This is a genomic window from Streptomyces sp. NPDC004838 (genome assembly GCF_053600955.1).
In genome coordinates, this window is record NZ_JBSGAW010000007.1 from 183,757 (window position 1) to 204,232 (window position 20,476).

Genomic DNA, 20,476 nt, shown 5'->3' on the forward strand with positions numbered 1-20,476 from the left:
ACCGGCGTTGAAAAGGGGCCGGGCCGCTTTCGGGGCGGCCCGCTCGGACGATCCCTGTGGAGATCGTTCTCTCTGCAGATCGGTCAATCTCTCTTGACCAACGCTCCACCCGCCGATGTGGTCACGCTGCGGGGGCGTAACCGCGTATACGCAGAGCGCACCGGCGTCCGTACGCCCCCTGAGCCCATCCGCCATAGACTGGTGCGCCCCCGTCACACCGCACCAGCACGCCAGCCGTGAGAGGCAGTCAGCCACCCATGAAGCTCGTCTTCGCAGGCACCCCCGAGGTCGCCGTACCCGCCCTGGACGCCCTGATCGCCTCCGACCGTCACGAGGTGGCCGCGGTCGTCACCCGCCCCGACGCGCCCGCCGGGCGGGGCAGGAGGCTGGTGGCCAGCCCGGTGGCCCAGCGGGCCGAGGAGTCCGGCATCGAGGTGCTCAAGCCCCGCCGACCGCGCGACGAGGACTTCCTGGCCCGGCTGCGCGAGATCGCCCCCGACTGCTGCCCCGTCGTCGCGTACGGCGCGCTGCTGCCCAGGACGGCCCTCGACATCCCCGCCCGGGGCTGGGTGAACCTGCACTTCTCGCTGCTGCCCGCCTGGCGCGGCGCCGCCCCCGTCCAGCACGCGGTCATCGCCGGGGACGAGCTGACAGGCGCGGCGACCTTCCTGATCGAGGAGGGCCTGGACTCCGGACCGGTCTACGGCGTGATCACCGAGCGGGTCCGGCCCACCGACACCAGCGGCGACCTCCTCACCCGTCTCGCCTTCGCCGGCGCCGGTCTGCTCGCCGCGACCATGGACGGCATCGAGGACGGCACCCTGGAGGCCGTTCCGCAGCCGGCCGACGGGGTCTCGCTCGCACCGAAGCTCACCGTCGAGGACGCCCACGTCGACTGGAAGGCGCCCGCCCTCCGTGTCGACCGCCTCGTCCGCGGCTGCACCCCCGCCCCCGGCGCGTGGACGGTGTTCCGGGGGGAGCGGCTCAAACTGGTCTCCGTGGGACTGCTCGCGGACCACACGGACCTGGCTCCCGGGGAGCTGGCCGTCGGCAAGAACCATGTGTACACGGGCACCGGATCGCACGCCGTCGAACTGCTCTGGGTGCAGCCCCAGGGCAAGAAGCCGATGCACGCCGCCGACTGGGCGCGCGGGATGCGGATCGCCCCGGGCGAGCGGGTCGGCTCCCCGGACGTACGCTGAAGAGACCCGAGGCCGACAGAGCAGCCCCGAGACCGATAGAGCAGCGGAGCACCTTTGAAAGACCAGGCACGCCCCGACGGGCCTCGCCGTTCCCACAAGCCCTACCGCCGTCCCCAGAAGGACCCGGTGCGGATCCTCGCCTTCGAGGCGCTCCGGGCCGTCGACGAGAGGGACGCGTACGCGAATCTCGTCCTGCCGCCCCTGCTGAGGAAGGCCCGCGAGAAGGGCGGCTTCGACGCACGGGACGCGGCCCTCGCGACCGAGCTGGTGTACGGCACGCTGCGCCGCCAGGGCACCTATGACGCGATCATCGCGGCCTGTGTCGACCGGCCGTTGCGCGAGGTCGACCCTCCGGTCCTCGATGTCCTGTCGCTGGGCGCGCACCAACTGCTCGGGACGCGTATCCCGACCCACGCGGCCGTGTCGGCGAGCGTGGAGCTGGCGCGGGTGGTGCTCGGCGACGGGCGGGCGAGATTCGTCAACGCCGTACTGCGCAAGATCTCGCGGAACGACCTCGACACCTGGCTGGAGGAGGTGGCGCCGCCGTACGACGAGGACGCCGAGGACCATCTCGCCGTGGTGCACTCGCACCCCCGCTGGGTCGTCTCCGCGCTCTGGGACGCCCTCGGCGGCGGGCGCGCGGGGATCGAGGATCTGCTGGAGGCCGACAACGAGCGCCCCGAGGTGACCCTCGTCGCCCGGCCGGGCCGCTCCACCCCCGATGAACTGCTCGGCGAGGAGTCGGCGCTGCCCGGCCGCTGGTCCCCGTATGCCGTACGGCTGGCGGACGGCGGTGAGCCCGGCGCGGTGGAAGCGGTACGGGAAGGGCGGGCCGGGGTCCAGGACGAGGGCAGTCAGCTCGTCGCGATCGCCCTCGCCGACGCCCCGCTGGACGGCCCCGACGCCCGCTGGCTCGACGCCTGCGCGGGCCCCGGCGGCAAGGCGGCCCTGCTGGCGGCGCTCGCCGCCGGGCGCGGGGCCGCACTGCTGGCCTCCGAGAAGCAGCCTCACCGTGCCGGACTGGTGGCGCGGGCGCTGGCCGGCAACCCCGGCCCCTGCCAGGTCGTGGCCGCGGACGGCACCCGTCCGCCGTGGCTGCCGGGCAGCTTCGACCGCGTACTGGTGGACGTCCCGTGCAGCGGCCTCGGCGCGCTGCGCCGCCGTCCCGAGGCGCGCTGGCGGCGTCGCCCCGAGGACCTGGAGGGCTTCGCGCCGCTCCAGAGGGCCCTCCTGCGGGAGGCGCTCAGTGCCGTACGGGTCGGGGGAGTGGTGGGGTACGCGACCTGCTCGCCGCATCTCGCCGAGACACGGGTGGTCGTGGAGGACGTCCTGCGCGGGCGCGGCGGCCCGCCCGCCGAGGCCGAGTGGGTGGACGCCAGGCCCCTGATGCCGGGCGTGCCCGCGCTGGGCGAGGGGCCGGACGTCCAGCTGTGGCCGCATCTGCACGGTACGGACGCGATGTATCTGGCCCTGCTGAGGCGCACGGCCTGAGCCGGGTCCGACCGTGATCGGCGGTGCGCGGGAGTCCGCCACCGCCGCGAGGACCGCCCGGTTCCGGTACGACGCGGGGCTTTCGGAAGGCACAGCCGCCGAGAGCCGGGCGAGTCCCTGAATCCGACACGGTGAATGCGGTCCTCGCCGTGATCCGCGTGATCGGAGTTCGATCGCGCTATTTTGCTTTGCGGTCCCTCGACGCCTTTACGCAGAGGAAAGTGTGAAGAGTCCGTCCAGCAAAGGAAAATGAGATGATCGTTCCCCGTGGAACGACGCTGCATATCATCGAGCGCGAGCCGGAGAGATTACCCTTCGTCGGTCCGCTGCTGCAACAGTGGATGGCTCTGGAATTCGATCCGAGGAAATGCAGAAGGGCAGTCGAGGACCTGCTCGGTGACCCCTCTTTCTCCGTCGATGAATCCCTTCTGGACGCGCGAGCGGTGACTGACGGAGGTCTCGTCGCCACCCACGCTCTTCTCCATCCGGAAGCGGACTACGCGCTGCGCGTCCAGTCATTCGGGGAGGGCGGCCGGATGCGCCAGGGGACCGTCCGGTTCGGCGGTTCGGATGCCGTCGAGGTGGCCTCGCTACTTCGCTCGCTCACCGGCGCCACGGAAACGGAGCCCGATCCCTCGTGGCTGCCGCCCGATCTCCTTCCCCGTCCCGCTTCCCGCGACTCCGCGCCGGCATCGGGTTTCCCGCCCATCGAGCGCCCCGGTATCCACCGCCGCGAGCACGGATGCGTGGTTATCCGTTCCGCCACGACGAGCGTGATGCTGGATCCGGTTTCCTTCTGGATGCCGCAGGGGGCGCGGGCTCCCATCGCCGCCGCCGGAGCGATCGACGCCGTCTTCATCACGCACGGGCACGCCGATCACTACAGCGTCCCCTCCATCCTGGCCCATGCCGACCCCGCTCGTACCACCGTGGTCGTCCCGCCCGTGCCCCGCGCCAGCCTGCTGGCTCCCAACGACATGGTGCGGAGCCTTCGGCTCTTCGGCCTCGAAGCGGTCGCGCCGAAGTGGGGATCCTCGATCGTCATCGGCGACATTCACGTCGACGTCCTGCCCTTCTTCGGGGAGCAGCCCGTCCGTGAAGGAGAAGCGCCCGACCCGGATCTGCGGAACTGGGGAAGCTGCTATCGCTTTTCGACACCCGACTTCACGGCGGTTTCGCTGATCGACAGCGGTGTCGATCCCCTGGGCGACATGGCGGACGTCGTACGCGACTCGCGCGAGAAGCACGGACCCGCCGACTTCTTCCTCAGCTCGCTGCCGCGTTTTCACTGTCCCTTCTTCTTCGGACTTCCGCACTACTATCTGGCTCTTCCCTTCGACAGGCTGCGGGAGTTGTTCGCACAGTTTCGCGCGGGAAAGCTGCCGAGTGTCACACCGGGGCCCGACGGCATCTTCGATGTCTGCAGAGCCGGCAGTCCACGCTATTACCTCCCCTACGGAAACGGGTTCGAGGGTGTCGGCAATTCGATCGGAGACGTCGGCATGCGTATCGGTGAGCCTCCGGAATGGGATCTGATGGCTTATCTGGCGGCTCGCTTCCAGCGTGAGGGAATTCCGACGGAGGCGATCCCCTGGAATCCGGGTGACCGGATCTCGCTAGACCGGGGGAAAGCGGTCCGGACGGCCTGCGACCAGCCGTCCGGACAGTCAGAGAAGCAGGGTTCTCCGCTATGACCGGAATGAGCGGTGGCGAGCGATCCATGACGAACACCGGCCGTTCCGCCTTCTCGTCCCTGATCGAGCCGCTCAGCGCCGAGGAATTCGAGCAGGACGTCATCGGCGTGCGCGAATGGTTCCGGAAGGGGAGATCCGGCCGCTTCGAAGACCTGCTGTCGTGGCGGAGCCTGAACGAACTGATCCGCTACCGGCGGCCGGCCGGCCCCCGGTTCCGGCTGGTGAAGTCCGGGCGAGCCGTACCGGAACCGGCCTACCACCGCACCGTCCACACACTGCGCGGTCCGCTCAGAATGCTCGACACCGCCCGCCTGCTGGCAGAGATCCGCGGGGGCGCCACCATGGTCTGGGACGCCATCGACCAGGCTCATCCACCGATCGACGCCCTGAAGCGGGAGGTCGAGCGCGCGCTGCGCGTGTTCGCCTTCGTCAACATGTACGCGAGCTGGGGCGATGTGGGCGGATTCCCCGAGCACTGGGACGACCACGATGTGTTCGTGATCCAGCTCCTGGGCCGCAAGAACTGGCGAGTGCAGCAGCCGACGCGCAAGTGGCCGATGCCGGAGGACACCGGCGAACCGCCGACCGAGTACGCGAACGACTGGACGCTCACCCCGGGCAGCGTGCTCTATCTGCCCCGCGGCTGGTGGCACAAGGTGACTCCGCTGAGCGAGCCCTCACTGCACTTGACGATCGGTGTGCTCCGGCCCACCAACGCGGATTTCATGACCTGGCTGCTGCGGCTCGCCAACCAGTCCGACCTGATGCGCCAGGACTTCCCCGTCGTACGGGACGAACAGGCGCGCGTACAGCACGCGGCGGCGCTGCGCTCGGTCCTGGACGAATGGCTCGCCCCGTCGGCGCTCGAACGCTACGAAGCCGCGCAGTCCGAGACGCACTACCTCGACCCCAGACCGACGCTGCAAGCGGTCGACCACATCGGTCCGGGGACGTGGGAGGCGGACTCGCAGGTGGTTCTGCTGAGCACACGAGCCGAGATCCGCCGTCGTGACGGCGGGGTCGCCCTCGTCGTAGCCGGTGACGAGTGGTGGGCTCCGGCCGACGCCGAGCCGTGTCTCCGCGCACTCGTCGAAGGACGACCGATCGGCGCCGACGCGTTCCGCGGACCCGCGACCGGCTCTCTCGTCTCCGAACTCGTCGCCTCGGGAGTCGCGGCGGTGATCTGACGGACCGAAGGCGCACGACCGAAGGCCCACGACCGAAGGTGGCGCATGGAACTCTCACTCAGCGGCGATGTCGAGCTGCACATGGAATACGAGGACGACAGCCCGTTCGGAACGACGGTCTCCGGGCGACTGGAGAGGACGCTCAAGGAGCGCTTCCGGCCCGCGATCGAAGCGCTGCGGCGTGATGTGCGGGACACGGTCGAGCGTGCTCCGGAGATCCTGGACCGGCTGGGGCTCGACGGCTCCGGCGAGTTCTTCGACGCGTCGTCGATGCGCGAGGAGCTCAGCTTTCCGGTGCCCTCGAAGACCCGTCCGGCGGCGATCGTCGTCTTCCGCGGTCGCGGTCCGGTGCGGCTTCCCGTCGCGCCGGAACTCGCCGGCGACCTCGCGGCACGGATCGGCGAGTGGCAGCACACCGCCGGCAGGCCCGCCCCCGGCCCCGCACGCGACCTGTGGGAAGCGCTGTCCGAACTCCAGTGCTTCGCGGCACCCCGCGAGCCGACCCGGACGCGGGGCGCCGCGACGTTCGTCGGCCATGCGACGGTGCTGCTGTCGAGCCCACGCACCAAGATCCTGATCGACCCGTTCCTGATGCCGCGCGACGAGCGGTTTCCGGCCGGCTACCAGCCGCTGACCCACGGCGACCTCGCGCCCGACGCCATCCTCGTCACCCACTCCCACATGGACCACTTCCACGTCGACAGCCTCCTGCGGCTCGGCCGGGACACACCCGTCCTCGTGCCCGAGGTGGCACGCGAATCCGCGCTGGCCGTCGACATGGCGTACCGGCTGGGAGAACTCGGCTTCACCGCCGTGCGGACACTCGGCTGGAACCAGGAGACGGTCATCGGCGACTTCCGTGTCATCGCCCTGCCGATGTACGGCGAGCAGCCCACTTCCGACGCACCGCTTCCCCCCGACATCCGCAACACCGGGAACACGTATCTCATCGAGGGGGAGGGACGCCGCTACGCCTTCGTCGCGGACGCCGGCCGCGACCACCTCGGCGACGTCCGATCGCTGGCGACGGCCGCCTACGAGCGGTACGGGCCCCTCGACGTGCTCTTCGGCGGATACCGGCCGTGGCGGATGTACCCGATCCAGTATCTGACGAGTTCCGTCCCGCAGTTCCTGCTGTACACCCCGCGATCCCTGTGGCAGACCCGGCAGACGATCATGAGCGACGACCATGCGCTGCTCGACACGGCGGAACGGTGGCACGCGCGCTGTGTGGTCCCGTACGCGAACGGGGGAGCCCCCTGGTACTGGCAACTCGGGCTGGGCGCCGCCGCGGACGGCACCGCGACCCCCGGGGCGACGCACTTCGATCCGCTGCCCGAAGCGGTGGTCCGTGCTTCCGCGGAGCGCTCGGAGAACGGGGTGAGCGCGGTCGCCTCACCCGTCAGGACGCTGCTCATGAGGCCGGGCGAGTCACTGGAGTTCGACGGCCGGGGCGAGGCCGCCGTGGTCCCCAACCAGGGGCACGTCTGGTCCTACAACGACGGCGACGCCGTGCTTTCCGCGCCCGGTTCCGTGCGGGAGCCGGTGGGACTGTCGCGCAAGCGGGTCCTCCTGCGGCTCCTCGCCAAGGAGGAGATGCGGCGTCGCGGTCTGACCGTGAGCACCCAGCAGGTCGCCGACATGAGCGACGATCTGCGGCGCCAGAACGGCCTGACCGCCCATGCCGACATGGTCGCCTGGCTCGACCGCGCGGGCCTCGGCATGGCCGAGTACTGCGAGATCCTCAGCGAGTGGCAGGGGGTCCTCCGCCTGGAGGAGACCATGTCCGATCTCATCGAGAAGAGCCTGGCGGGTCAGCGGGCCTTCGCCACCATGCGTGACGCGGGACTCGCATGACACCGGACGACTGCGTCGAGGAACTCGCGCCGGCGGTCGTCGTGCGCGCCGCGCTGTTCCCCGTCCGCACACTCCTCGGGCTGCGCGACAGCGAACTAGCCGCCCTCTCCACCGAGGTGGGCACCCGACCCACCCCGGCATTCGAACAGGCGTACCTGGCCGGCGTGGAACGGCAGCGCCGGGCGCTCCTCGAGGCGACCGTCGGCGACCCCCGATTCGCCAGAGCGCTCTGTCTGACGAACGACGCGCTCAGCCGCTGGATCACGACCCGGAGCCCGCAGACGGCGCCCAGGGAGGCTCCCAGGGACAAGCGAGCGCGTCGCCTCGACGCGACGCTGTACCGCTACCTCGCCCGCGCGGTGTGGCGGACCCAGCCGTGCGATCTGTGGGCGGGCGTCACGGTCGCGGGCTGGGGGGACGCCACACGGGTCCGGGCGGAGCCGGCGCGCCACGCGATCGCGCCGGACCTGCGCCCGTACCAGTGCATCGTGCAGTCACTGGCCCACACGGGGAGCTATGTCGACCGGGGCACGTACAAGCTGAACCCGACCCTGACCCTGGACGAGGAGCGGAACCGCTGGCGGTACACCGTCCGGATCTTCTCGTCGATCGCCTCCATGGAGCGCGGGCGCAGTCCGGGGATCGACGCGCTCCTGCGGACCCTGGCGCAGCTGCGGCCGGCACCGCTGTCCGTGACCGCCGCCGAGCTGCGCGAACGTGGTTTCCGTGACCCCGAACTGCACGACATGCTCAAGGCCCTGACGCGTGCGGGTCTGCTGGTGGGCGGCCTTGCCTTCCCCCGCGCCTTCGACTCTGCCTGGGACGCCCTGACGGCTGTCCCGGCCTCCCTGGACGAACAGCACGCGCCGCCCTGGCGGTCGGCCGTGCTGCGGCTCCGCCGGATCTGCCGTCGCCTCGAGGGCGAGATGGGGACCATTCCGCTCGGACGGCTCCACCACGCGCTGGACGAGGCCCGTGCGGTCCCGCGTGAGCTGGCAGCCGAACTGGACGTCCCGACTCCGCCCATGCCCCGCTCGGTCCTGCGCTGCGACACGAGCACTCCTTTCAGCATCGTCCTGGGGCCCGAGGAGAAGGCGCGTCTGAACACCGCCGTGACGGAGTTCGATCTCTTCGAGCGGCGTCACGGCGTCACGGCGGCAGCGCGCGCCGCACACCGGACGCTGGTCGTCACGGGCCGGGGCGGGACGCCGCGCGACAGCGCCGCCGGTGACGGACACGTGTGGACACAGGAGTCGGCGTGGCGCGCCGCGGGCTCCGACCACGAGGTCGGCCGGAGGCTTCTGCGCTGGTCCGCATGGCTGTCAGGAGCCGCGTTCCCCCGTACCCACGAGCCCGAAGGCTCCGCCGAGGAGATGCCGCCGCCGCCCATCGGCGGACTGATCGTTCGCCCGGCGGGAGGGAGCTACCGGATCATGGGAAGCACCTCCGAGATCGCCGCCGCCTACGGCCGGTTCGGGCATCTGTGGTACGGGATCGGGAACAGCGGGCGCCTGCGGTTCGACCAGCACCCCTTACACGAGTGGTACCACCGGACCCTGACCCGGGCCGCAGGGGAAGCGGACCTCGAAATCGTCGAATACGTCGGCCCGTGCGAGGCCATGCCCAACATGCTCGCCCGGCCGCGCTTCCCCTTCCGGCAGTGGGATCGATGGGGAACCCTGTCGTCCTACCGCACCGATCAGATCGGCGCGGGCCCGGCGACGGACGGTGCGCCGGTCGTGCTCGCCACCGCGCGGGGGCGAAGCCGCCCGATGGCGATCTGCTGCTTCTCCCCGGCCAACGTCGGCTACAGCGAACCCCGGCTCGAAGCACTGCTGCTGTCATCGTTTCGGGACATGCCCGACTGGTTCGCTCCGGAGCTCCCCATGGAAGCCGAGCTGGTTCAGTCGGCCCCTTCGCCGGCACTGCTCCTCCCGAGCGGCAACTCCGTCAAGCCCAGGCGGACCGTCCTTCACGGCACCACTCTGGCGGAGCTCGTCGCCGCCCGGCGCCCGCAGCGCTTCCTTCTCTGGCAGGACCTGGCACGCAGGCACGACTGGCCCGAACTCGTGCTCGTGAGCCGAGATGTCGGCTCACCCCTGCCGGTCGTCCGTGACAGCCCGCTCGCGGTGGAAGCGGTGCTGCGAGGGCTGAGCGACCGGACCGGCTTCCTCTGCGTGGAGGAACCCGGTGAGCAGGCGCAACTCTCCACTGACGAGGGCGAGGCGTTCACCGTTGAGTTCATCGTGCCGTTTCTGCGCCGCCGACACGCGTGGTCCCGACTGGCATCAGGTCAACCTGGTGCTCCCCGGCGGCCCCACGCCGGGCGCCGACCCGATGCCCGGCATCTTTGACGCCGTATTCGAAATGATCGACGCATCGACGGACCGGAAGCGGATTTCCTGTTTCTTCTTCGTCCGGAAGCCCCCTGGGCTGAGGCTGCGCTTCCAGCTGACCGGACCCCGCGGTGCCACCGAGGGCAGGATCAGGGAATGCTGCGACGGCCTCGTCGAACGCCGTCTCGTCGAACGCTGGTTCGCGAGCGTTTACGAGGCCGAGGTGTTCAAGCTCGGCGGACCGGAGGCAGTCGAAGCCGTCCACGCCCATTTCTCGGCGGACAGCCGGGCGTGGTGGCGATGGGAGCGGGTTTCGCGAGGAGCGGCCATCGACACACGGCTGCTCTCGGTGGCGGTGCTGAACGACTTGTTCCTGAGATTTCTCGAGCATCCCGAGGAAATCTGGGACGTGTGGTGCCGCATCGCCTCCTTGCACGGTGCTTCCGTCACAGAGAAAGGAGGTGCCGTCCCCGTACCGACGATGGAACGAATTATCAGCCGCGTTGGTACGGAAGAGTCGGCGATTCTGCATGACTATTCTTTGGCGAATGCCACAATGGCAACGCGATTCGGCGAATTGCACGAGCAGGGCAGACTTCTGTTCGCCTACCGGTTCGTCCTGCCGCACATTGCTCTTTACCACTGGAATCGCTACGGCTTCGCGCCGTCCGATCGTGCCCTCATGTTCACCGCCATGACGAACGCATGGTCACCGCACGCCAGTTGACCCCGGCCAGTAGGACCGAAGGAAACATGCGCATCTTCGATGGGGACCACCGTCAACCGAAGGTATTCCTGCCCGGCACACGACGCAGCCGCCCTGCCGCCGAGACACTGCGGGACTTCGGCCGGCACATGCCCCGGCTCGGCATCACCCGCCTGGCCGACGTCACGGGCCTGGACGTCATCGGCATCCCTGTCGTGCAGGCCATCCGCCCCAACTCCCGTTCTCTGTCGGTCTCGCAGGGCAAAGGAGCCGACGCCGAGTCCGCGAAAGCCTCGGCGATGATGGAGGCCATCGAACTCTGGCACGCCGAGCACATCGAGATTCCGTGTCTGCACGGCTCCTACAACGGGCTTCGGAACCGGCACCGACTGGTCGACCCGCATCAACTCCCGCTGGTCAGGGGGGTGAGGGTACGGCCCGAGCAGCAGCGGTCCTGGCTGCCCGGCTGGGACGTACTCTCCGACGAGCAGGTCTGGGTTCCCTTCGAGGTCGTCAGCATGAACACCGTCGGAGTCGGCCAGGCGACCATGACATTTCTGGCCACCTCCAACGGTCTCGCGTCGGGAAACCACCTCCTGGAGGCCGTCGCGCACGCACTGTGCGAAGTCATCGAACGGGACGCGCACGCCGTGACCAGCGCGCGGGGGACCACCGACTCGCCCGGCGCGAAGATCGACCTCGACACGGTCGACGAACCGTCACTCAGGGATCTGATCGACGTGTGCCGTGCCGCCGACATGGAACTGGCCGTCTTCGAGCTGACTTCCGACGTCGGGGTGGCGACGTTCCGCGCCGGACTGCTGGAGCGCGAGGGGCGCGGCCAGTGGAATCGGCTGGGCGCCGAATGGGGCTGCGGCACGCATCTGTCGCCGACCGTGGCGCTGAGTCGTGCGGTCACCGAAGCGGCACAGGCGCGGTTGACCGTCATCGCCGGAAGCCGCGACGACAATCCGCCGGGGGTGTACACGGGATCCCAGGGCGTCTGGAGTGCCGAGACCTTCCGGGACAGCCGGTTCACGGCCCCCGGCACCCGGCCGTTCCTGCCACGGGCCCGGCGCGCCGAGACGGACACCTTCGAGGGAGACCTCGAAGTGATGCTGGACGCCCTCCGGACGGTGGGCGTCGACCAAGTGGTGGTGGTCGATCTGACGAGACCGGAGATCGGGGTCCCCGTCGTGAAGGTGATCGTGCCGGGGTTCGAGTCAGCGCCTTTCGTTCCCGGTTATGTGGAAGGCCGTCGCGCCCGTGCCGCCCGGGAAGGGAAGTCATGAGCACAGTCCACGTGTTTCTCGGCCCGAGCCTGAGCCGGAAGGACGCCCGCGCGGTGCTTCCCGCCGCGACGTACTCGCCGCCGGTGAAGGCCGGTGACGTCTACACCGCGGTGAACAGGGGCGCGAAGGCCGTAGCGATCATCGACGGATACTTCGAACAGGTCCCCGCGGTCTGGCACAAGGAGATCCTCTACGCGCTCTCCGAGGGCGTGCACGTCCTCGGCGCCTCGAGCATGGGCGCGCTGCGAGCCGCTGAACTCGCCCCCTTCGGCATGGCGGGCGTCGGGCAGATCTTCGAGGCGTACCGCGACGGCGTGTACGAGGACGACGACGAGGTCGCCGTCATCCACGCGGGAGAGGAAGCGGGCTTCGCGGTGCTGTCGGAAGCGATGGTCAACATCCGCGAAGGGCTGCGGCACGCGCTCAGGCGGGGATTCATCGGGCGGGCGACGCACGACACCGTCCTGGGGGAGATGAAGAGGCGTCACTACGCGGAGCGCACCTGGTCGCTCCTGCCGGAGATCGCGCTGAGCACCGGCCTTCCGCTGACGGAAGCGGACGCGCTCGCCAAGTTCGTCCAGAACGAGAAGCCCGACCGGAAGCGGCTCGACGCCCTCGAGCTGCTCACGGACATCGCGGACTCCGGCCCCAGGTTCGAGGTTCCCTTCCACCCCGGTTTCGCTTTCGAGGCGACGGTCTTCTGGGATCAGCTGGTCAGCGGCGTACGGGCAGGCCCGGGAGCCAGTGCCTCCGTTCCCATCGAAGCGATCCGCGGCCATGTCGGCGTCGTGGACGACGACGCCGAAGCGGTCTTCGAGGGCGCTCTGACGATGTACCTGGCCGTGAAGGAAGCCCACCGGGTCGGAATCCGGACCGACCCGGAGCAGGTCGCGCGCATCACGGAACGATTCCAAGGGACGCGGGGTCTGACACCGGAGACGACACAGGACTGGCTGAGCAGGAACATGCTGGGAGAAGCGGAGTTCACCGCCCTCATGGAGGTCCTCGCACTCGTCGAGGGCGTGGCCAAGCACCACTCCACCAGCCTCGACGCCTTCCTTCCCGCCGAGCTGCAACGGCGGGGCCGGTTCGAACCGGTGGCCACGGCCATCGCCGAGAAGCGCGAAGCCCTGACCGAGTTCGGCAACACCTTTCCCTCGGCGGAGGACGTCGGAACGACGACGGGTGATCTCCTGGACTGGTACGAGCACCGGTACCGCACGTTCGGCACGTCGTTCGACGATCATCTGCGCGCACGCCGGTTCAACGACGGCAGCCGCTTCGTCTGCGAACTGCTCTCGGAGTACATCCGGCAGGGCGCCCCCGGAGCCAGTGCGGTGCGGGCCGATGGCTGACCAGCCCATCAGGATCGGACTCCTCGATTTCAGCTGGGCCTGGACCAGCCGGTCCCCGGGCGAGGCGCTCCGGGACACACTGGCGCTCGGAGCGCGAGCCGAGGAACTGGGGTACTCGCGCTACTGGCTCGGTGAGCATCATGTCGAGGGACATGCCTGCGGCAGTCCTCAGATCCTGGCCGGCGTTCTCGCCGCGGCGACCGACCGGATCCGGGTCGGAGTCGGGGCGATGCTCCTGCACTACTGGGCCCCGCTCAAACTGGCCGAGGACTTCCGTCTACTGGAGACGCTGTTCGGCCGCGTCGACCTGGGGGTCGGCCGAGGCCGTGCGGACAGCCTGGCCTCACACCGCGCGCTGCTGGACGGGCGCCCGGCCGGCGACGGGATGCTCGACGACCGGGACTACGCCGCGAAGTTCGATGAACTCGTCGGTCACCTGCGGGGCTCTTTGGGACCTCGCCATCCGCATCGCGGGGCGCCGGTGATCCCTGAGAGTGCCGCCATGCCGGAGGTGTGGGTCTGCGGATCCGCCGGCGCGGCACGGCACGCGGCGCGCACCGGCACGCGGTTCTGCGGCACCCTCTTCCACGGCGGCATCGCCCCGCCGACCCATCTCGCCCGGTACCGGAAGGAGTTCGTCCCCTCCGGCGAACTCGCCGAGCCCCGCGCGGCCATCGCCGTCGCCGGTGTGTGCGCCGAGACCGAGGCGGAGGCGCGCGCCATGCGGGAGCGCTTTCCCAATCCCAACTATGTGCCGAGCGTGGTGGGGACCCCGGAGCAGTGCGGAAGAAGGATCGAGCGATTCTGTGCGGAATACGAAGTGAACGAGGTGATTCTGCTGGACATCGCCCCCGACGGGCTCAGCCGGATGAAATCGGTGGAACTGCTCGCACAGGCACTGGGGATTCGGCCATGAGGCACTGCGTCCTCGTCGTGGACGACTTCTACGACGATCCCGACGCGGTGCGCGACAGCGCGCTCCGATTGGAGTACCGGCGTCCCGAAGGCGTCAACTATCCGGGTGTCATGGCGGGCGGGGCCGACGACGTCTCCGCGACGATGGCCCGCTTCTCGAAGCTGCTGGGCGGAATCGACCTGAAGTACCAGCGGGCTCAGGGGGCGTTCCGGATCACCACGGCCGCCGACATGGCTCTGCGCAGTTCGATGGTCCATGTGGACACTCCCGACTTCAGCGCGATCGTGCACCTGTCGAAGACGGAGACCGAGGGAACGTACTTCTACCGTCACAGAGAGCTGGGCATCGACCGGGTGTCGCCCGAGGACAACGGCCGCCCGGAAGTACGGCGGGCGATCGAAAGGGACACCCTGGATCCGGGTGCGTGGGAGATCGTGCACTGCGTGCCCATGAAGTACAACCGCCTGCTCATCTTCGACGGGAAGTACTTCCACTCGGGTGCTCGCCGGTTCGCGGGAGCCGATCTGGCCGGCGGGCGGATGACCCAGAACTTCTTCTTCTACCGGGCCCAGGACGACAGTGAGGGACAAGCAGGGTGAAATCTCAGTCCGAAACGACTCCGCGGCGGGGCGACACCGTGATCGACCGACGCCCCCTGCCGCTGCCCCGCCCCCTCGTGCGGGACGAGCACGATGCGATCGCCGATCTCCTGCCGGAGTTCAGTGAAGAGGCGCTGCGCGAGTCCTACCGAGGACAGGGGATGGAACTCATTCTCGGCGTGTTCCGTACCCGGCAGATGTTCCCCCGCACCCATCGGTTCGACACGGCCGAACTCCTCGCGTGGGAGAGGCGCACCAAGGCGGTGACGACCGCCGGGACGGCGTTCGACGTGATCCATGACCCCGCCTTTCGGCGGCTGAAGCCGTATGCCGTCGTCCCCGTGCAGGCTTTCGGAGCGCCCCTGCGTGCCGTCGTCCTGGAAATTCACCGGCGACTGGCTCTCGACCCGTACGGATTCGCGCTGCTGTGGATCGGCAGCGGCGGCTATGTGACCCCCCTGCACCATGACGGGGAGATGGTGCACGGCCGGTGGAACCTCGTCGTACGCGGCGGCAAGCGGTTCGACTTCGTTCCCCCGTCCTGCCGGCGTGTGCCGCGGCTTCCGGTGTGGGACCTCTGCCGGAGGTTCAGCCCGATGTACACCTCGCCCGTGCCCGACGCGTGGCTCTCGGACGGGACCGGCGCCTGCCGGGCCGACCTCGTGCCGGGGCAGATGGTGACCTGGGGCAGACGCTGGTGGCACCGTGCGGAGATCCCCGAGTCCGGTGTCACCGTCACTCTGTCCACCCGCGGTCACCGGCCGCAGGAGAGGTTCCGTCCACGCGCCGTCGCCCAGAGGCTGGGGGTGAGGTTCTGGGGAGAGATGGAGCAGTATCTCGACACGCTCGACATCCAGCCGCCGGTGATGACACTCGGCGAGCTGCGTTCGCTGTCCGCATGAGTGCCGGCCGGCGCTGGACGTCTCACGGTGTGGCCGTCACCGCCGCTCCGTCGGGTCCGACCGGATGACGAGCCAGTCGGCCGCGATCGGTTCGTCGGTCGTGATGTGGCCCTGCCAGCACATCGCCGTTCCGTTCGCGCTCGCCTTGATCTCCCCGCCGAGATTCGCGACCTGGAGCCGTACCTCCCGGTGCTCGCCGAGAACGGCCTGGACCTCGGCCTCCGAGAAGGAGAATCCGAGTTTGCGCCCTTCCTCGATCGCCACCTTCGTGAACTCGGACGTGCTGAGTTCGTCGGTACCGAGACCCAGTTCCGGGTGCTTGGGAATGTAGTCCCGACAGAACTTCTCGAAGGTCATTTTTTCGGCGTCGGTTCTTTTGGGCATGACATGCCTCCTATCAAGTGTGCGATCTATCAAGTGTGCGATGGCGTCACTCTAAGTCCTGTCAGAGATACGCGCAGTGATATTCCCTTGTGTCTGAAGCATCGGGGTGATGTCGGCTCCCATTCAGCCGCAGCGTTATTCCGGAAGGGGAAATCGGGAATTCCGGCTCTGCCGCGCATCCGCCGTACGCCCGGTCTCGGATGCCCCGGGCCGGTGCGTCGCCCGCGGTCGCTGCCTGCCGCGAGCCATGGAACGGGCGCGCACCTCGTGACAGCGGTCCAGGGGTCTCGCCGGAGACCGCGGCGGCGCCGTACCCCGGCTGTGCTCTCCCGGCGGCACCCGGTGTGCTCCCCCGGCGGCATCCGGTGCCGGAAACGCGGCGATTGCGCGGACCGCGCTTCCTCGGCCGCATCCCGGTTCGTACCGGAAACCGAACCGAGGCCGGGAAGACGCCCGGAGCATGGCAGGCTTGGGCCATGGCCGTACAGATCAACCCGAGCATTCTCTCCGCCGACTTCTCCCGCCTGGCGGAAGAGTCCAAGGCCGTCGAAGGCGCCGACTGGCTCCATGTCGATGTGATGGACAACCATTTCGTGCCCAATCTGACGCTGGGCGTTCCGATCGTGGAATCCCTCAGCCGGGCGACGGACACCCCGCTGGACTGTCATCTGATGATCGAGAACCCCGATCGATGGGCGCCTCAGTACGTCGAGGCCGGCGCCGGATCCGTCACCTTCCATGTGGAGGCCGCCGCCGCCCCCGTCAGACTGGCGCGGGAGATCAGAGCCAAGGGCGCCCGCGCCTCCATGGCGCTGAAGCCGGCGACGCCGATCGAACCGTACGAGGATCTGCTCCCCGAACTCGACATGCTGCTGATCATGACCGTGGAGCCCGGCTTCGGCGGTCAGGCGTTCCTCGACATCATGCTGCCGAAGATCCGTCGCACCCGTGAGCTGATCTCCAAGCACGGCCTCGAACTCTGGCTCCAGGTGGACGGCGGCGTCGCGGACTCGACGATCGAGCGGTGTGCCGAAGCCGGCGCGGACGTGTTCGTCGCGGGATCGGCGGTCTACGGGGCGGCCGACCCCGCCCAGGCGGTCCGGTCGCTGCGCGCGAAGGCGGAGCAGACCGTCGCCACGGCCGGCTGGGCGTGCGCCCACTGAGCCGGAGCGCGTTCCGGCACACGGAGACGGCCCGTGCGATCACCCCGTGCGACCACTGGGCGGCCGGCAAGTGAACTCGGCCCGACGGGGCTGATCCACATCCGCCGGATCTGACAGGATGACGAGTCCGAAGTGTGAACAGCAGTGAGGAGATCGCGGTGTCTGCTAGGTCGGCGGGACGGTCTGCCCTGCGGATGGGACCCGCGGAGCTGGTGCAGGCGGCTGCCATGGCACGCCGCTTCTATCTGGAGGGCAAGTCCAAGATCCAGATCGCCGAGGAGTTCGGCGTCAGCCGGTTCAAGGTCGCGCGGGTCCTGGAGACGGCGCTGGAACGCGATCTCGTACGCATCGAGATCCGTGTTCCGGCGGAGCTGGACGCGGAGCGCTCCGACGCGCTCCGCGCCCGTTTCGGACTCCGGCACGCGGTGGTCGTCGAGTCTCCCGCGGAGGCGGCCGACGAGTCCCCCGACCCGGAGAACCTCGGCGAGGTGGCCGCTGATCTGCTCGGTGAGCTGGTGAACGAGGGCGATGTGCTGGGGCTGGCCTGGGGCCGCTCCACCATTCACATGGCCGCCGCGCTCGACCGGCTGCCGCCGTGCACGGTCGTCCAGCTCACGGGTGTGTACGACGCGGGCACCGCCGAGCGCGGCTCGGTGGAGGCCGTCCGGCGCGCCGCACAGGTGTCGGGCGGTGACGCCCACCCCATCTACGCTCCGATGCTGCTGCCCGACGCGGCGACCGCCGCGGCGCTGCGCCACCAGACCGGTATCGCCCGCGCCTTCGAGTACTTCGACAAGGTGACCGTCGCGGCCGTCTCCATCGGCTCCTGGGAGCCGGGGATCTCCACCGTGCACGACATGCTCTCCGACGAGGAGCGGGCGCGGTACGCCTCGTACGGCGTCGCCGCGGAGATGTCCGCGCACCTCTTCGACCGCGACGGCCGCCGGGTCGGCCGCGATCTGGGCGAGCGGTGCATCACGGTGGAGGCCGACCGGCTGCGCCGTATCCCCGAGGTCGTGGCGATCGCGGGCGGCCACCGCAAGGCGGAGGCGATCGGGGCCGTACTCCGGTCCGGGCTGGTCACCAGCCTGGTCACGGACACGGCGGCGGCGGACCATCTGCTGACGGTGCCCGCGGGGCCGCGGCCGGCGCTGGAGCGGGCGGACCCCGACGGCTGACGGGCCGCCCGGCGGCCACGGGGTACGCGCCTGGCCGGTCGGCGTCACCGGTACGGATACGGGCACCCGGACCGCGCGGGCCCGATGCCTCCGCCGCCCTCGACTGCGGGACGGCCGGGATGTCCGCGCCCGGTGCCGGCGTCCGTTCCGAGGAGCCCGTGTGCGCCGAGGCCGGTTCCCGAACGGCGGTCGGCGGTCGGCGGGCGGATGCGGAGGAACACACAAGCGGCCCTCGGCGGGACCGGCCCCGCTTGCGAGAAGGACGCGGGAGCCGGCGGTCGCCGGGGGCTCCAGGGCGCGCCCTGTTCGGCTCGGGCCCGGTCCCTCCCCGAACGACGGACGGCCGGGCGGGCGTGGTGGGGGACTCGGCCGCTTGGATGATCGCACCAATGTGCCCTCCATGACCTGGAGGAATCGATTCGGCTGGGATCGGGCCCCGCATGGGAGAATGAAGTACGTGCGTTTCCCCGGCTGAGATGACCGGGGGTCACCTCCGATCGACTGGGATGTTCAGCACGTGCGTTTCCTCAATGATCTTCAGCCCTCGTACGACCTGACATATGACGATGTGTTCATGGTGCCGAGCCGTTCGGCCGTGGGCTCCAGGCACGGCGTGGATCTCTCCTCGCCCGACGGCACCGGCACCACCATTCCGCTGGTCGCCGCGAACATGACCGCCATCGCGGGCCGCCGGATGGCGGAGACCCTCGCCCGCCGCGGAGGGCTCGTCGTCATCCCCCAGGACATCCCGATCGACGTCGTCGCGGACGTCGTGGCCTGGGTCAAGACCCGGCACCTCGTCTTCGACACCCCGATCGTGCTCACTCCCGCCCAGACCGTCGCCGACGCCCTCGCCCTGCTGCCCAAGCGGGCGCATGAGGCGGGCGTGGTCGTCGACGCCGACCACCGGCCGGTCGGCGTCGTCACGGACGCCGACCTCCTCGGGGTGGACCGCTTCACACAGCTCTCCGAGGTCATGTCCCGTGACCTGGTGCTGCTCCACGCCGACATCGATCCGCGCGAGGCGTTCACCAGGCTCGACAACGCCAACCGGCGCTACAGCCCGGCCGTGGACGAGGAGGGCCGGCTCGTCGGCGTCCTCACCCGCAAGGGAGCGCTCCGCGCGACCCTCTACACCCCCGCCGTCGACTCCGCGGGCAGGCTCCGCATCGCCGCCGCCGTCGGCATCAACGGCGATGTCGCGGGCAAGGCCAAGCAGCTGCTGGACGCGGGTGTGGACACGCTCGTCGTGGACACCGCGCACGGCCACCAGGAGTCGATGATCTCCGCGGTCAAGGCGGTCCGCGGGCTCGACCCGAAGGTGCCGGTCGTCGCGGGCAACGTCGTCGCCGCCGAGGGAGTGCGCGACCTGATCGAGGCTGGCGCGGACATCGTCAAGGTCGGCGTGGGCCCCGGCGCCATGTGCACCACCCGGATGATGACCGGTGTCGGAAGGCCGCAGTTCTCCGCCGTACTGGAGTGCGCGGCCGAGGCGAGGAAGTACGGCAAGCACGTCTGGGCCGACGGAGGGGTCCGCCACCCGCGCGATGTCGCCATGGCGCTCGCCGCGGGCGCGTCGAACGTCATGGTCGGCTCCTGGTTCGCCGGTACGTACGAGTCGCCGGGCGACCTCCAGCAGACCGCCGACGGCCGCCTCTACAAGGAGTCCTTCGGCATGGCGTCCGCGCGCGCCGTCCGCAACCGCACGAGCGAGGAGTCGGCGTACGACCGGGCCCGCAAGGCGCTCTTCGAGGAGGGCATCTCCACCTCGCGGATGTTCCTGGACCCGGACCGCCCCGGCGTGGAGGACCTGGTCGACTCGATCATCGCGGGCGTCCGCTCCTCCTGCACCTACGCGGGCGCGGGGTCGCTGGCGGAGTTCGCGGAACGCGCGATCGTCGGTGTCCAGAGCGCGGCGGGTTACGCGGAGGGCCAGCCGCTGCACGCCAGCTGGAACTGACGGGAGCCGTGGCCCGCCCCGGGTGCGGGTGCGGGTGCGGGCCGTCCACCGTCGGCTCCAGCGCGCCGACGACCACCGCCGTCGGCGCGATGCCGCCGCCGATCGCCCGCGGCCCCGGGAACTCCGGAGCCCATGCCTCGGGTGGGTGGACCGTGAACGTCCGGGGTGAAGCGGTGAACAGTGTGGAGGGCGCGAGGTTCGGAAGGGCGACCACCGTCTCCTTCTCCGGCTGGATGAAGGTCTCGCCGACGAGT

General features: G+C 69.8%; 16 protein-coding genes. 15 read left to right on the plus strand and 1 reads right to left on the minus strand.

Annotation, left to right across the window (positions count from 1 at the left end; translation table 11 throughout):
- The first annotated feature begins 257 nt into the window (after window positions 1–257).
- The 12 genes from fmt to ACWEFL_RS10995 all read left to right on the plus strand — a co-directional run bounded on the left by fmt (window position 258) and on the right by ACWEFL_RS10995 (window position 15,537).
- Window positions 258–1,202 carry a methionyl-tRNA formyltransferase gene (gene fmt, locus ACWEFL_RS10940; protein ID WP_451710296.1) on the plus strand — a complete coding sequence of 315 codons (945 nt, stop codon included), beginning with the start codon at window positions 258–260 and terminating at the stop codon, window positions 1,200–1,202.
- A 54-nt stretch (window positions 1,203–1,256) separates the two neighbouring features.
- Entirely contained in the window at window positions 1,257–2,693 is a 1,437-nt protein-coding gene (locus ACWEFL_RS10945) for an RsmB/NOP family class I SAM-dependent RNA methyltransferase (protein WP_451710298.1), read from the plus strand.
- A gap of 254 nt (window positions 2,694–2,947) precedes the next feature.
- Window positions 2,948–4,387: an MBL fold metallo-hydrolase gene (locus tag ACWEFL_RS10950; protein WP_451710300.1), complete on the plus strand. Its 1,440-nt coding sequence runs from the start codon at window positions 2,948–2,950 to the stop codon at window positions 4,385–4,387.
- 26 nt (window positions 4,388–4,413) lie between these two features.
- Window positions 4,414–5,574: a cupin domain-containing protein gene (locus tag ACWEFL_RS10955; RefSeq protein WP_451710302.1), complete on the plus strand. Its 1,161-nt coding sequence runs from the start codon at window positions 4,414–4,416 to the stop codon at window positions 5,572–5,574.
- 45 nt (window positions 5,575–5,619) lie between these two features.
- Window positions 5,620–7,431, plus strand: a complete 1,812-nt coding sequence (locus ACWEFL_RS10960) for an MBL fold metallo-hydrolase (RefSeq protein ID WP_451710304.1) — start codon at window positions 5,620–5,622, stop codon at window positions 7,429–7,431.
- Window positions 7,428–9,785, plus strand: a complete 2,358-nt coding sequence (locus tag ACWEFL_RS10965) for a lantibiotic dehydratase (protein WP_451710306.1) — start codon at window positions 7,428–7,430, stop codon at window positions 9,783–9,785. The genes ACWEFL_RS10960 and ACWEFL_RS10965 overlap by 4 nt, the downstream gene beginning before the upstream one ends.
- Window positions 9,769–10,494: a thiopeptide-type bacteriocin biosynthesis protein gene (locus ACWEFL_RS10970; protein WP_451710308.1), complete on the plus strand. Its 726-nt coding sequence runs from the start codon at window positions 9,769–9,771 to the stop codon at window positions 10,492–10,494. Before ACWEFL_RS10965 ends, ACWEFL_RS10970 begins: the two co-directional genes overlap by 17 nt.
- 26 nt (window positions 10,495–10,520) lie before the next feature.
- The gene (locus ACWEFL_RS10975) at window positions 10,521–11,765 is read left to right on the plus strand and encodes a YcaO-like family protein (protein ID WP_451710310.1); all 1,245 of its coding nucleotides are present in this window, start codon (window positions 10,521–10,523) and stop codon (window positions 11,763–11,765) included.
- Window positions 11,762–13,120 carry a TfuA-like protein gene (locus ACWEFL_RS10980; protein WP_451710312.1) on the plus strand — a complete coding sequence of 453 codons (1,359 nt, stop codon included), beginning with the start codon at window positions 11,762–11,764 and terminating at the stop codon, window positions 13,118–13,120. The genes ACWEFL_RS10975 and ACWEFL_RS10980 overlap by 4 nt, the downstream gene beginning before the upstream one ends.
- Window positions 13,113–14,036, plus strand: coding sequence for an MsnO8 family LLM class oxidoreductase (locus ACWEFL_RS10985; RefSeq protein ID WP_451710314.1), 924 nt, complete (start codon window positions 13,113–13,115; stop codon window positions 14,034–14,036). The genes ACWEFL_RS10980 and ACWEFL_RS10985 overlap by 8 nt, the downstream gene beginning before the upstream one ends.
- Complete coding sequence (locus ACWEFL_RS10990) at window positions 14,033–14,635, plus strand: DUF6445 family protein (RefSeq protein WP_451710316.1); 603 nt, start codon at window positions 14,033–14,035, stop codon at window positions 14,633–14,635. The genes ACWEFL_RS10985 and ACWEFL_RS10990 overlap by 4 nt, the downstream gene beginning before the upstream one ends.
- A gap of 38 nt (window positions 14,636–14,673) precedes the next feature.
- Window positions 14,674–15,537 (plus strand): hypothetical protein, encoded by an 864-nt coding sequence (locus tag ACWEFL_RS10995; RefSeq protein ID WP_451710318.1) that lies wholly within the window; start codon window positions 14,674–14,676, stop codon window positions 15,535–15,537.
- A 36-nt stretch (window positions 15,538–15,573) separates the two neighbouring features.
- Here the strand turns inward: ACWEFL_RS10995 and ACWEFL_RS11000 are convergent, their stop codons facing one another.
- Window positions 15,574–15,921 (minus strand): hypothetical protein, encoded by a 348-nt coding sequence (locus tag ACWEFL_RS11000; RefSeq protein ID WP_451710319.1) that lies wholly within the window; start codon window positions 15,919–15,921, stop codon window positions 15,574–15,576.
- A gap of 476 nt (window positions 15,922–16,397) precedes the next feature.
- Here ACWEFL_RS11000 and rpe point away from each other — a divergent pair, with 476 nt between their 5' ends.
- From rpe to ACWEFL_RS11015, 3 genes are all read left to right on the plus strand, one after another.
- A complete protein-coding gene (rpe, locus tag ACWEFL_RS11005) occupies window positions 16,398–17,084 on the plus strand; it encodes a ribulose-phosphate 3-epimerase (protein ID WP_451710320.1) in 687 nt (228 codons plus the stop codon).
- Window positions 17,085–17,218: 134 nt separating this feature from the next.
- A complete protein-coding gene (locus tag ACWEFL_RS11010) occupies window positions 17,219–18,262 on the plus strand; it encodes a sugar-binding transcriptional regulator (RefSeq protein WP_451710322.1) in 1,044 nt (347 codons plus the stop codon).
- A 517-nt stretch (window positions 18,263–18,779) separates the two neighbouring features.
- The gene (locus ACWEFL_RS11015) at window positions 18,780–20,222 is read left to right on the plus strand and encodes a GuaB1 family IMP dehydrogenase-related protein (protein ID WP_451710324.1); all 1,443 of its coding nucleotides are present in this window, start codon (window positions 18,780–18,782) and stop codon (window positions 20,220–20,222) included.
- Window positions 20,223–20,476 lie beyond the last annotated feature (254 nt).